The organism is Kluyvera sichuanensis (assembly GCF_014218705.1).
GTDB lineage: Bacteria > Pseudomonadota > Gammaproteobacteria > Enterobacterales > Enterobacteriaceae > Kluyvera > Kluyvera sichuanensis.
The window spans coordinates 331,731-344,895 of the sequence record NZ_JABBJF010000002.1 but is presented as its reverse complement, the minus strand read 5'-3'; the positions used below and the strand labels follow the sequence as shown (position 1 = coordinate 344,895).

Sequence of the window (13,165 nt, the reverse complement as noted above, 5' to 3'; positions counted from 1 at the left end):
GGGGGACAGCCGTCCCCCTGTCTATGACCTTCTCCCTTAGCGCATAATTCGCCGTAGAATACGGTTCGCCTGCTCCTCAAAGTGGGTGGCGGCCTGGTCTACCGTGGTTTTGCCGTAGTCGATGCTTTGCAGCGCCGCGAGGAATAGGGCGGTGAACTGCGGGTCTTCAAGATAGGGCAGCGCCTTCGCGTGGTTTGGCAACGCGGCGGACTGCGTCAGCCCGGTCAGCACCGGATCGTCCTCTTTCAGTAACCCGGCATCGCGCAGGATCTGCGCCCCGGCCTTGCTCAGCGGCACGCCGCGCTCTAGCCCCACCGGCACCACGCCCTCTTTTTCACTCATCAGGAAGTTGATCAGCAGTGCCGCTTCCTGCGGGTGGCGGGTGTTTTTACTGATAGAGAGCATCAGCGCGGTCTTGTTAAACTGCCCGGCATCTTTGGCACCTTCGCGCATCGGATAATCGCCCATCACCAGGTCTGCCGGGTTACTCAGGTTCTGCGACTCGGCGGTGTACATCACGTTCCAGTTGTAGATACCGCCCCATTCGCCGTTAATCCACGGCTTCATTTCATAGGCAATGCCTTTGCCGAATGAGGCCATCGTGCGGGAGTCCGGCACGGTGTGCGCCGCCACCAGTTGACGATAGAAGGTGAAGGCCTGTACCAGATCGTCATGGTTCCAGCCGAGTTTACGGGTCTTCTCATCCACCATCGGTTTCTGATTCCCCTGATAGACCCAGGAGTTCAGGAGCAGCAGTGAATCCTGCTCGGTCAGGATCAGCGGATAGTAGTTATCCCCGAGCTTCTCTTTAAACACCGGCCCGGCTTTGAGCAGGTCTTCCCAGCTTTTCGGCAGCGGCACGCCAGCTTTTTTCCAGGTCGCGGCATTGTAGTAAAACAGCATCACGTTGGCGGAAACCGGGATGGCGTTGACCTTGCCATTCACCGTCGTGCTGGCGAGTGAGGCGGGGGAGAACTGATCGAGGCCGATGGGCTGGCTCAGTTGGTTGAGATCGTAAAAACCGTCGCCGGTTTTGGACAGCAGCGTCAGCCAGTTCCAGTTAGTCTGGATAACGTCGGCTTCGGTGTTGCTGTTAATCTGCGTGGTCAGGCGCGAGTAGAACCCGTCCCAGCCGGTGTATTCCGCCTTCACTTTAATATTGGGATATTTAGCCTCAAAGGCGTCCAGCGCCTTTAAGGTGGCCTGATTACGGGCCTTACCGCCCCACCAGGCAAAACGGAGTTCCACCTGATCGGCGCTGTGCGCGACAGGTATCGCACCGAAACCGCAGCAGGCAAGCAGGAACAAGGCTGACTTTTTCATGGATGAATCCTCCGTGTATCACAATTAACGATGCGTCTGGCGATAGCCGGTCAGCGCTTTCACCAGCTGCATTTCTTCTTCACACCACGGTTTGCCATCGGGTGTCAGCACGTCGTGGAACCACAGTGATTGGGGATCGGGGTGATCTCTGTTGACGCTGGTCCACGGGATCCAGGTCTGCGTTTTGCCCTGTACCAGCCCCCATTGATAGCAGCCGGTATCGAAAGCGCAGAACAGCGGCAGCTGCTCGCTGAACGTGCAGTCCATGTGCCGCGCCAGCCATTCGGTGCACAGTATCGGGCGCTGATATGCCATCAGGCTTTCCAGCACGCCGAGCTGGCGGGCGGCGTTGTTGTAGTTGTGGTAGCTGATGATGTCGGATAACCGCAACGCGGCGATATCAATCGGGTGCTGTAGCGTGCCGTACTGGGGGTGATCAATATGCCACGCGCCCACGGTGAGCGGCTGGCTTGGGCCCACTTCACGCGCCCAGCCGAAGGTCGCGGTCATCAGCTCCAGTGCGAAGGTCTCCAGCGCTTGGTCATACTCTGCCGATTCGGTCGCTGACAGGTTAATGCCACGGTTGCCCGGTTCGTTGTAGAGATCCCAGATGGTGATACGCTCATCATCCTTAAAACGGCTGAGTACGTCGCGGACGTAGGCTTCAATGCGTGGCCACTGGCTTGGGTCCATCACGATGGCCCGACCGGGGCTTGCCGCCGCCTGGCTGTTGTGCACGCCCTCGCGCGGTGGCTTTTGCGGGCCGAGGTACGGCTCATCGCCGGAGAAACCACAGTCGTCCATCAGGGTGAGCATCACCTGAATCTGGTGTTTTTTCGCCAGCGCTAAAAAGGCGTCGATACGTGCCAGCAGGCCGTCACGGTCGGCTTCCCAGACGATAAACGGCAGGTTAGTGCGCAGCGCGTTATAGCCGTAGCCGTGGGCCCAGCCCAGCTCCTGGTCGATGGTCTGCACATCGAAAGTCTCCGCCTGCCACATTTCGGTCCAGTTGACCGCGCTGCGCGGCAGATAGTTAAAGCCGCATGCCCAACCATGCTGTTGATACCAGGCCTGTGCCTGTGATTCGCGCCATTGCGAGTGCATATTTTTTCTCCTTGCTAATAATTATTAGCTAATATTTATTAACTCAGGCGCAAGGCGCAATCCTGACGCGGTTGAACTGTCGGGTTGTTCACAAAAAAAGCGTGGGGTAACTGTGCTATAGTCGGCGGCGACAAGGAGTGAACATGGCGAAGAAAAACAAAATAACGATGAGTGATATAGCCAGGGAAGCGGGCGTTTCGCAGGCAACGGTCTCTCTGGTGCTCAACAATAGCCGGGCGATTCGCCTGAGTGAAGCCACCCGCGACCGCGTCTATGCGGCAGCGGCGGCGCTTGGCTATCAAAAGATTATCGTGCCTCATCGTCAGGAAGGGCAGGAGGAGATTGCCCTGCTGCTGTGCGGAATGCCGAACTATGACCCCTTCGTCGAGGCCATTAGCGATGCTGTCTCCGCCGCCTGGCAGCGGGATACTCTACTGACCGTTTATGACTATGGCGACGATCTGGAGATGGCGGCGCATATTCTGCGTCAGCTGGATCAGCGTGCTTGTGCGGGAGTTATTCTGGCAAGCCCGGTGACCCGCGCCTTTGATTTCTCGCCGTTCGACGCGCTTATTCATAAGCCGGTGGTGTTGTTAAACCAGTACGACCCGAAGCGCCCGCTGCTGCCGACCTTTCTGCCTGATGACCGCGCCAACGCCTGCCAGATAGTCAGCCATCTGCTGTCGCAGGGCATCACGCGTATTGCGCATATCATGGGCGATGACTGGATGGATGCCAGCGTGCTGCGCCTCGAAGGGTATCGCCAGACGCTGGAGCAGGCCGGGATCGCGGTGGACGACACGCTGATTAAACCGACTGACTGGTCGTTGAATGCCACCTTTAACGCCACACTTGAGCTGATGCACTTGCCGGAACCGCCGCAGGCCATTTTCTGCGCCAGCGACTGGATGACCCTTGGCTGCTATCAGGCGCTCGCCACGCTCAATATTGCTATTCCGCGCGACGTGCTGGTGTGTGGTTATGACGATCAGCGTATTGCGCACCAACTGACTCCGGCGCTGACCAGCGTGCAGCTAGCCTATAGCGAGCTGGGAAGAATGGCGGTGAACTACCTGTGTGAGGGGGATGATACGGCGGCGCATGTCCGGCTGGTGGGGAAACTGCAGGTGCGCGGGAGTAGCCAGCGCACCTGAGTGGTTTAACTCACCGGAATCATCACCACGTCGCGGAACGCCGGACGCTGTGCCAGCTGCTGATACCAGCGCTCAAGATGTGGCAGTGACGGCCAGGTTTTGACGGTTTCCAGCACGTTATAGACAAATGGCGCCACGGCGATATCGCCCACGCCAAACTGCTCACCGGAAAGCCAGGTTTGATTCGCCAGCGTGTTGTCGAGGATTGCCAGCAGCGGTTTGCAGGCTTCAATCGCCGCATTGATTTCGGCCATGTTACGCTGCTCTACCGGCGTTCTCACCAGCCCGAAGAGGATTTTACGGTGCACCGGCGAGAGGGTTTCGTTGGCCCAGTCCATCCACTTTTCGCTCTTTGCCCGCTGAACCGGCGACGCCTGCCACAGGCTCTCGGTGCCGTACTGCGCCGCCAGATAACGCACGATGGAGTTTGATTCCCACAGCACGTCGTCGCCGTCTTTTAGCATCGGTACCAGGCCGTTAGGGTTAAGTGCCAGATAGGCCGCGTCGCGGTTCACGCCAAATCCCTGGCCCGCCATAATTTGCTCATACGGCAGGCCAAGCTCTGCCAGCGTCCAGCGCACTTTTTTCACGTTCGTTGAATTATTTCTTCCCCACAGCGTAATCATGACCACTCCCGTTTATTTAGCAGAGATTAAATGTGGGCCAAAGTAAACGCTTACGCAATCTCGATCAAAAAAAATGTCAGGTTTTCAGCACAATCAGGTGATCTTGCGTAAACTTAAAAAACTTTACCAACTCACTGTTTCTTTAAGAGAGTTTCTACGTTATTACTCACGGCCTGGTGCAGCACGGTACTGTCGTGGCGTGTTTTTGGGAATGGATACTTGGGTGGCTTTTATGATGTGTAACGCTAACTCCTTCAAGAGTCTGATGGCAGGCTCAGCGCTTTTACTTTTAGTGGCACCGGCGGTGCAGGCGGCGGAACAACTTCCGGACGCGCCAGCAATCGACGCCCGTGCTTTTATATTAATGGATTACGCCAGCGGTAAGGTCCTGACAGAGGGCAATGCCGATGAGAAGCTCGACCCGGCCAGCCTGACAAAAATCATGACCAGCTACGTGGTCGGTCAGGCGCTGAAGGCGAATAAAATCAAGCTCACCGATATGGTGACCATCGGGCGTGACGCGTGGGCCACCGGTAACCCGGCGCTGCGCGGCTCATCGGTGATGTTCCTCAAGCCCGGCGAGCAGGTTTCCGTTGAGAACCTCAATAAAGGGGTGATAATCCAGTCGGGCAACGATGCCAGCATCGCCATTGCCGACTACGTTGCCGGCAGCCAGGACTCCTTCGTCAGCCTGATGAACGGCTATGCGCAGAAAATCGGCCTCACCAATACCACCTTCAAAACCGTTCACGGCCTGGATGCGCCTGGGCAGTACAGCACCGCGCGCGATATGGCGTTGCTGACCAAAGCGATGATTCACGATGTGCCGGAAGAGTATGCGGTACATAAAGAGAAAGAGTTCACCTTCAACAACATCCGCCAGCCAAACCGCAACCGTCTGCTGTGGAGTTCGAACCTCAACGTTGATGGCGTGAAAACCGGTACTACGGCGGGTGCGGGCTATAACCTGGTGTCCTCGGCCACTCAGGGCGATATGCGCCTGATTGCGGTGGTGCTGGGTACCAAGAGCGACCGCGTGCGTTTTAACGAGTCGGAGAAGCTGCTGACCTGGGGCTTCCGTTTCTATGAAACCGTTACGCCAATCAAGGCGGATGCCACTTTTATCAGCCAGCGCGTCTGGTTTGGTGATAAGAGTGAAGTGAACCTTGGGGCAGGGGAAGCCGGTTCGGTGACCATCCCGAAAGGCCAGCTGAAAAACCTGAAGGCCAGCTATACCTTAAGCCAGCCGCAGCTGACCGCGCCGTTAACTAAAGGCCAGGTGGTCGGCACCATCGACTTCAAGCTTAACGACAAAACCATTGAGCAGCGTCCGCTGATCGTGATGGAAGCGGTCGAAGAGGGCGGCTTCTTCAGCCGCATGATGGACTTCGTGCTGATGAAAATCCACGAGTGGTTCGGCAGCTGGTTCTCGTAATATCCCGCTAATACAGCAGCGAAATTTGCTGCTGTTTTGCCAGCGCCACCAGCTCATCATCCGGGCAGATGTCGCTGGCAATCACATCAAAGCGCGTCAGGTCACCCATGCGGGCCGGGCGCACTTTGCCAAACTTGCTGTGATCCGCCACCAGCACATGGTAGCGCGCCTGGCGCATCGCCCAGTGCTTCACCGGCAGCTCTTCAAGATTAAAACAGGTTGCCCCCATTTCAATATCGATACCGGCTGCGGAATAGAAGGCGATGTCCGGGCAGAGGTGTGAAAGCGTGTCCTGCTCGCTCAGTGGTTTGAAAATAGCGTTGCTGGCGTGGAATTCGCCGCCGCAGAGAATGGGCCGACAGTTGGGTTTATCCTGCAGCGCTAAAAAAGTGTTTAGCGAGTAACAGACGGCGGTAAACGGCAGGTCGTTATCAATGGCGTCGATAATCCACGGCGTGGTGGTGCCGCAGTCGAAAAAGGCCATCTGGTGCGGTTTCAGCAGCGCAGCCGCGTGGCGCGCCGCTCGCTTTTTTTCTTCAACCAGTCGGGTTTTCTGGTCGCTCAGCAGATAGTGAGGAACGCTACGTGGCTCCAGCACGACGTAGCCGCCGAGCAGTACAACGGGCCCGCTCTCGCTGTTAAGATCGCGACGAATCGTCATTTCAGAAACGCCAAGCAGTGCTGCCGCTTCTTTGAGATGCAGCTTATCGCTACGTTTCAGTGCCTGAATCAGTTGACCCATTCGCTCGTCGCGTCGTGTTTCCATAGTTCCTCTAGCGGAAATGCCCCGGCAAGGATGCCGGGGTCAACGCGTTATTTTACCTGTGAGCGGCCACTTCGCAAAGGCCTCAGCGAGGTCAAAGGTATTGCGTGAGCAAGGTTTCCAGACTGTTCTGGTCAACGGCGAACAGGCGAATCCCTTCGGCCAGCTTTTCGACCGCCATGGCATCCTGGTTGTGCGCCCAATAGAACTCGGCTTCGTTGATGGCATCAGGCTTTGGTTGCACATCTCCGGCATAGTGTAGCGGCGCTGGTACCTTGGCATCACACTGCTGGAGCTGAGCTAACAGTCCCGGTGAAACCGTGAGGCGATCGCAGCCGTTCAGGGCCAGAACCTGCTCTGGCGTGCGGAAGCTCGCGCCCATGACCACAGTCTGGTAGCCGTACATTTTGTAGAAACGGTAGATATTGCGCACCGATTCCACGCCCGGATCGTTATCGACGGTATAGACGGTGTCCGGGTTATTTTTCTTGTACCAATCGTAAATGCGTCCAACGAATGGGGAGATTAAAAATACGCCAGCATCGGCGCAGGCGCGCGCCTGCGCGAAAGAAAAGAGCAGGGTCAGGTTGCAGCAAATCCCCTCTTTTTCCAGCACTTCAGCGGCGCGAATACCCTGCCAGGTGGCAGCAAGCTTAATCAGGACCCGTTCTTTACCTACGCCTTGTTCGGCATACAGCGCAATCAGTTCGCGCGCTTTGCGAATGCTGGCATCGGTGTCAAACGACAGGCGAGCGTCGACCTCGGTAGAGATACGCCCCGGTACGCTTTTCAGAATCAGCGCCCCAATACTGACTGCCAGATGATCGGCAACGGTGGAGGACAGCAGCTCCTTTCCGGCATAGCGCGATTTGAGCGTGGCGACGATCTCTTTAATTAAATTCTGATACTGCGGTAACTGCGCAGCTTTATAAACAAGAGAAGGGTTAGTGGTGGCATCTTCGGGATGATAGGCAATGATGCTATCAATGTCCCCGCTGTCAGCGACAATAATGGTGCGCTGCTTTAATTGTTCAAGCTGATTCATAACCAGTACCTGTTTTTATTGGGTCGCGAGTAAGGAGTAGGCCGGATGGCGCTTCGCTTATCCGGCCTACGACGTTATTTTTTATGGCATTAACGGGCTTGTGCCACGCGGGTGGTCAGGCCTGGCATATTAAAGCACTCGGCTTCGTTCTGAATCATGTCTTTAATTTTGTTCACCACGTAACGTTCTGGCTCAACGCCGAACGATTTCAGGTTGGCAAACATCGTCTGCATCTCTTTCACTACCGCCGGTTTTTCGTAGTTATAGTGGCCGCTCAGCTCAAGAATCTCCTTCAGCAGCGCGGGCTCGCTGAAGATCTGCTCTTCAGATTTATTTTTATGCTCGTCGGTCATCCATTTTTCCCACTTGTGGCTCAGCACGCACTCGCGGGTCAGCACGGTTTTGAAATCTGATGCCGATTTAATAAAGCCTTTGGCCGCCAGATCTTTTTCCACTTCCGCGAGCTTCAGATAAGCGCGAGTTTCAATGGTGCCGTACGCCGGAGCGACGTTCATGGCGGTGATCCCAAGGCCCGGATGTTTAAGCAGAATTTCATCCGGCAGATAGTCGCCGTTGTGCTCTTTTAGCCCCACGCCGTAGCGGGTGCTGATAGCCGACAGCTCCGCCGACTGGGTATCGTTGAAGTGGCCTACGTTTTTGGTCAGGCGGGTCAGGGTACCGGTCTGGCCGACGATAAACAGCGGCTGCGGCAGTCCTTCGTCGTTCAGGCGCTTATTCAGTTCAATGATAAAGCCTTCGTAGGCGCTGATATCGGTCAGGCCGCCGTTGGTCTCTTCGGTGCCCACTTCGTAGAAGAACTCTTTCAGGTTGTTCTTCTGACGATACGCTTCGCAGAAGCGAATCAGCTCGACGGTGCGGCTTAATACCAGCTCAATATCAATCACTTTGCCCATGACGTACGGGTCTTTCGTTGGGTCGATGTGCAACAAATCGAACCCCGCATCCATATCAATCTGGTAGGAACGGCGCGCCAGTTCCATTGCCTGCGCTTCTGGAATATGGTCTTTACGCTCTTTATCGCGCTGCCATGGGCCGCCGTGGTCTCGGCAGAGGAAGTAATCGCCGTCGAATCCAACTTTATCAGCCATCGCTTTCAGGTCGGCAGCGAAGCGAAACTGGTCCCAGTTATTGACGTAGCCTGCGCCAAATTCATCGGCATCAACCTGGTTACGGCTGGCAATAAACATCAGCGGCAGATCTTTTTCTTTGCCTAATTCAAAACATGCCTGAATAAGCGCCGGAGACATTGGGCCAATACCCAGCATCGTGGACTTACCACCCTTAACGATATAATCAACGTACTGCTTCATGGTGTTTTTCATGACAACTCCTTAGGCTTTATTCATATCTGAAGTGACAGTTTTTTTAGCGTCGGTTTTCTTCACCGGCTCGCTAATATTTGGACGCAAAATATGCAGGCAGATGGCGGTAACAATGACGCCGATGGCCATATCGAGGACGTACCACAGCGGGGCTTTATTGACGCCCGCGATGGCGATTAATCCGCCGTGCGGTACCATCGACTCCACGCCGTGAACCATCGCCAGGCCCGCACCGACGGCGCTGCCGATAATGATTGAAGGCAAAACGGTCTTGAGGTTTTTCACCGCGAAGGGAATAGCGCCTTCGGTAATTCCGATAAGGCCCATAAAGGCGGCGGAGGTGCCCATGCGGCGTTCATCCTCGGCCCATTTGCGCTGCGAAATGAACGTAGAGAGGGCGATACCCAGCGGTGGAATAGCGCAGGCAATACGGTAAGCGCCGTTCGGGCCGTAAATGCCTTCTGCCATCAGCGCCAGGGTGAAGGCGGTCGCGGTTTTGTTGACCGGGCCACCCATATCGAAGGCTGCCATGGCGCCAAGGATTAGCCCCAGTACGATGCCGCTGCTGCCCTGCATATTGGAGAGCATGGAAACCAGCCATTTCATGGCGGCGCCAATTGGCCCAATCAGAACGTACAGGTAGAGCATGCCGACGATGCAGGTTGAGACGATAGGGATAATCATGATTGGCATGACCGGCATCAGCGCCTTGCCAACCTTCCAGGTTTTAATCCATTTCGCGACGTAGCCGCTGAGAATACCGAGCAGCATCGCCCCGAGGAACCCGGTCACCACGTGATCGGCACCCAGCGGTGTGCTGGCCATAAAGCCGGTAATCACCCCCGGCGTCAGCCCAGGTTTGCCAGCGATGGAGTAGGCGATATAAGCGGCGAGCACCGGGATCATCATCCCCAGACCCGCGCTGCCGATAGCGCCCAGATTCAGTAAGAATGGGTTAGTGACCACCATCCCTTTACCCGCGACCGGCTCGCCGCCGACCAGTGACAGCGCCAGGCAGATCCCGCCAACCACCACCACCGGCATCATGTATGACACACCGGTGCTAAACGCTTTAACCAGCTCATCCTTTACGGCTTTCATATTTTCCGACATTTTCAATCCTCCTGGTTCCCGCTATTTTTTATTAGGCACACGCCAGATTCAGGGTGTCGTAATCCCCCAGACATGAATGTCTGGTTAGAGAGATAACGGGTTCGCAGAAATTAAATTACGTTTTATTTCCCTTCCCGGATGCCGAAATAAATCCGGGAAAGGTCGCTTAAATTAACTCGCTAGCTTTTCAGCTTTATCGATAATCGCCGCAGGGTCGCGCACGACTTCGGCAGGGTTGAGTGAAATCACCAGCCCGGCATCTTCTTTTTCTTCAAAGCGCTCAACGCCTTCGATGCCGATGGCAATCGCCAGGATCACCACATCGGCTTCGGCGATTTCGTCTTCGGTTAATTCATTCTCAATGCCCATGCCACCCTGGGTTTCGACCTTTACGTCGTAACCGCGTTTTTTACATTCTTGCTCAATGGCTTCCTGCGCCATATAGGTATGAGCAACACCGGTAATACATGCAGCAACTCCGACAATTTTCATGAGTGACTCCTGATTTTTTATTTTGGCTGTTTATTTAACTTTCTAATTCGAGACCATGAAGTTATACGTCTAAGGTTCTGGTCATCAGGTTGTAGAGTACGTCGACGCTATCGGCATTTTTTATTTCATTGCGGAATTCCTCTTTCATTAATTTACGGGCGAGGGTGGAGAAATATTTCATATGCGCATTGGGGTCGGCAGATTTGCTGACCGTGAGCATAAAAACGGTTTCCACCTGCTGGTCGCCCCAGGTAATAGGGGTTTCCAGCGTCGCCATACTGATGGTCGAATCGGTAATATGGTCAGATTTGGTATGTGGAATGGCAAAACCGTAGCCGACGGCGGTGGAGAACGAGTCCTCCCGCGTCCAGATGTCGTCGCACAGACGCTCCCGGCTGTCGGTGCGATGGTGTAGCCAAAGGTTATCGGTCATTTTCTTGATGGCTTCGTTTTTATCCTGGGCATCAAGATTAAAGAGAATAAATTCCGGCGCGAGAATCGGTTTCTGGCTTTCTGCCTTCACCGCGGGAGCCTGAAGCGCGGCTTTCACCGCGGCGGAACGGGTCAGCGCGAGGGCCTCCAGCGCCAGCAACTGGCATTGTGCAAAGTTGAGTTCACGCAGCGCGTGCTTCACGCCGGGGATTGCGGTTCCACTCATGCTGAGTTCGTCGAACCCCATGCCGGTGAGCAGCGGCAGAAAATCTTTGCTGGCGCCCAGTTCGCCGCACAGGCCAATCCATTTCCCGGCACGGTGTACTTCATCAATGGCAAACTGCAACGCACGCAGGAAGGACGATGCATAGTTGTCATAGACGTTCGCTACCTGTGAATTACCGCGGTCGGCGGCGAAAAAGTACTGCGTCAGATCGTTGCTGCCAACGCTAAAGAAGTCGGCGTATTCGGCCATTTCAGGAATGGCGAAGATAACGGACGGCACTTCCAGCATCACGCCGAGCGAGATAGCATCGTTGAACGGTAATCCTTCCTCACGCATCGTCTGTTTGACGGACTCAAGCACCTCACGACACCAGATAATCTCTTCCACGCTGGCAATCATCGGGATCATCACTTTCGCGTTACCCGTGGCCGATGCGCTGAGAATGGCCTTGAGTTGCATTGCAAATAGCTCGCGATAGCGCGGATAGGTACGCACCGCGCGGTAGCCGAGGAACGGGTTCTCTTCGTCACCGAGATTCAGGTAGTCGACGGGTTTATCGCCGCCGATATCAAAGGTGCGGAAAATAACCGGCTTACCGTTGGCGCAGGCCATTACGCGGGTATAAAGTTCGGCCAACTCGGCGTAGTCCGGCGGCGTTTCTCGGTCCATGAACGACATTTCGGTACGGAACAGACCGATTCCCTCAGCACCGTTATTAAACGCGGCCTCGGCTTCTTCGAAACTGGCAATATTGGCGGCTATTTCAAGATGATGGCCGTCGGCGGTGATCGCGGCCTGATGGACGTTGCTCAGCATCTGCTGTTGCATCGTATGCTGTACCGCCATTTCGTTGCGGTAATAACGCAGCACCTGCTCATCAGGCGCGGTGACTAAGATAGCCGGGTCGCCGTCAATGATAATGTCCTGCTGCGGTTGCAGGTTAAGCATCGAAAAATCGATATCAGTCAGCGTCGGGATACCTAGCGAGCGGGCAAGGATCGCGGTATGTGATGTTTTGCCGGTGGCGGTAAGAACCATGCCTGCGAGCATCTTTTTATTAATGCTGAGAAATTTACTCGGTGTCAGGCTATCAGCAAAAATAATAGACGGCGCGCTAAGTTCAAGGCCATTTTGAGGCAGAGCATGCTCGCCATAAACGGTCGTCAGCAACTGACAGGTAATATCCAGTACATCCAGAACCCGTTCTTTTATATATTTACTGGATGAGCGGTTAAGTATTTCGCAGAAATCCATTGCCGCTAATACGATGGCGCGCCAGTTATTTTCACCATTATCAATAAAGTGAACTATCGCTTCCTGGAATGCGCTATCGGTAATAATGGATAAATGCGCCTGGATAATATCGTGCTCGACGCCGACTTTACTTTCCAGCGCATCCAGTTTGGCCTGTTTTAAAGCTTCAATACCGGCTTTCAGCGCCTTTTTTTCCTCGGCGGCGGCACCGGTTTTCATCGGGGCTCGTGCCATAATGTCGTCAAAGCTCAGGCTCTGGACCACAACCGGACGGGCAATGGCTACGCCGCCGCTGATACGCGAACCCTGAATAAAACTGAGCTGGGTTTCGCGTAGTGAGCGGGGAAGATAGCCGGCGGGTGCCTGCGTTTCTTCTGCTGAAACAACCTCAAACTGCGGGAGCTTTTTCAACAGCGCGGAGAGCTCAGACGCTGCGGTGTGGGCGTCTGGGCCGCTGAGGGTAATTTCGCAATCGTCGTTCAGCAACGTATCGGTGGCGACGAGAGAGAGTGCGCTTTTGGCGCTGCCCTGTAACCCGGTACGGATATTCTTCCAGCACACCTCAGATTGAAAGGTGTTACAAAGGCGCTCAATATGTCCTGCCGGTCTGGCATGGATACCTTCCTTGAGCTCACACTGATAGGTAATCAATTCCGACATAACCACTCCCAAAACTTTTCGCCAATGCGGGTTAATTTTGCTTTGCAGAACGCTGCCTGCATTTCATGTATCTATCCTTGACCGTTCGCCTTGCAGTTTGAATAGAAAAAAAGTGACATTTTCTTGAAAAAAATAGCCTGATAATTATTTTGTGACCCTAATCATAAAAATTATTTTGAATGCCGGGAAATGAAA

General features: G+C 54.8%; 11 protein-coding genes. 2 read left to right on the top strand and 9 right to left on the bottom strand.

Annotated elements, in window-relative coordinates; all coding sequences use genetic code 11:
* Positions 1-36: 36 nt before the first annotated feature.
* Together HII27_RS03930 and HII27_RS03925 are read right to left on the bottom strand one after the other, a co-directional pair.
* Positions 37-1,323, bottom strand: a complete 1,287-nt coding sequence (locus HII27_RS03930) for an ABC transporter substrate-binding protein (RefSeq protein WP_185666659.1) — start codon at positions 1,321-1,323, stop codon at positions 37-39.
* A gap of 24 nt (positions 1,324-1,347) precedes the next feature.
* The gene (locus HII27_RS03925; protein ID WP_185666658.1) at positions 1,348-2,427 is read right to left on the bottom strand and encodes a glycoside hydrolase 5 family protein; all 1,080 of its coding nucleotides are present in this window, start codon (positions 2,425-2,427) and stop codon (positions 1,348-1,350) included.
* Positions 2,428-2,570: 143 nt separating this feature from the next.
* Between HII27_RS03925 and HII27_RS03920 the strand changes: the two genes are divergently transcribed.
* Positions 2,571-3,581, top strand: coding sequence for a LacI family DNA-binding transcriptional regulator (locus HII27_RS03920; protein WP_185666657.1), 1,011 nt, complete (start codon positions 2,571-2,573; stop codon positions 3,579-3,581).
* 5 nt (positions 3,582-3,586) lie between these two features.
* Here HII27_RS03920 and HII27_RS03915 read toward each other — a convergent pair whose 3' ends face one another.
* Positions 3,587-4,207 carry a glutathione S-transferase family protein gene (locus tag HII27_RS03915; RefSeq protein WP_185666656.1) on the bottom strand — a complete coding sequence of 207 codons (621 nt, stop codon included), beginning with the start codon at positions 4,205-4,207 and terminating at the stop codon, positions 3,587-3,589.
* A gap of 232 nt (positions 4,208-4,439) precedes the next feature.
* Between HII27_RS03915 and dacC the strand changes: the two genes are divergently transcribed.
* Positions 4,440-5,642 carry a serine-type D-Ala-D-Ala carboxypeptidase gene (gene dacC / locus HII27_RS03910; protein ID WP_185666655.1) on the top strand — a complete coding sequence of 401 codons (1,203 nt, stop codon included), beginning with the start codon at positions 4,440-4,442 and terminating at the stop codon, positions 5,640-5,642.
* Positions 5,643-5,649: 7 nt separating this feature from the next.
* Here the strand turns inward: dacC and deoR are convergent, their stop codons facing one another.
* The 6 genes from deoR to ptsP all read right to left on the bottom strand — a co-directional run bounded on the left by deoR (position 5,650) and on the right by ptsP (position 12,970).
* Positions 5,650-6,408 carry a DNA-binding transcriptional repressor DeoR gene (gene deoR, locus HII27_RS03905; protein WP_185666654.1) on the bottom strand — a complete coding sequence of 253 codons (759 nt, stop codon included), beginning with the start codon at positions 6,406-6,408 and terminating at the stop codon, positions 5,650-5,652.
* 91 nt (positions 6,409-6,499) lie between these two features.
* A complete protein-coding gene (gene tal, locus HII27_RS03900; RefSeq protein WP_185666653.1) occupies positions 6,500-7,450 on the bottom strand; it encodes a transaldolase in 951 nt (316 codons plus the stop codon).
* Between the two features lie 89 nt (positions 7,451-7,539).
* Positions 7,540-8,793, bottom strand: coding sequence for a class II D-tagatose-bisphosphate aldolase non-catalytic subunit (locus HII27_RS03895; RefSeq protein WP_185666652.1), 1,254 nt, complete (start codon positions 8,791-8,793; stop codon positions 7,540-7,542).
* Positions 8,794-8,802: 9 nt separating this feature from the next.
* Entirely contained in the window at positions 8,803-9,906 is a 1,104-nt protein-coding gene (locus HII27_RS03890; protein WP_185666651.1) for a PTS fructose transporter subunit IIC, read from the bottom strand.
* Positions 9,907-10,077: 171 nt separating this feature from the next.
* Positions 10,078-10,398: a PTS fructose transporter subunit IIB gene (locus HII27_RS03885; protein ID WP_185666650.1), complete on the bottom strand. Its 321-nt coding sequence runs from the start codon at positions 10,396-10,398 to the stop codon at positions 10,078-10,080.
* Between the two features lie 61 nt (positions 10,399-10,459).
* Positions 10,460-12,970: a phosphoenolpyruvate--protein phosphotransferase gene (gene ptsP / locus HII27_RS03880; RefSeq protein ID WP_185666649.1), complete on the bottom strand. Its 2,511-nt coding sequence runs from the start codon at positions 12,968-12,970 to the stop codon at positions 10,460-10,462.
* Positions 12,971-13,165 lie beyond the last annotated feature (195 nt).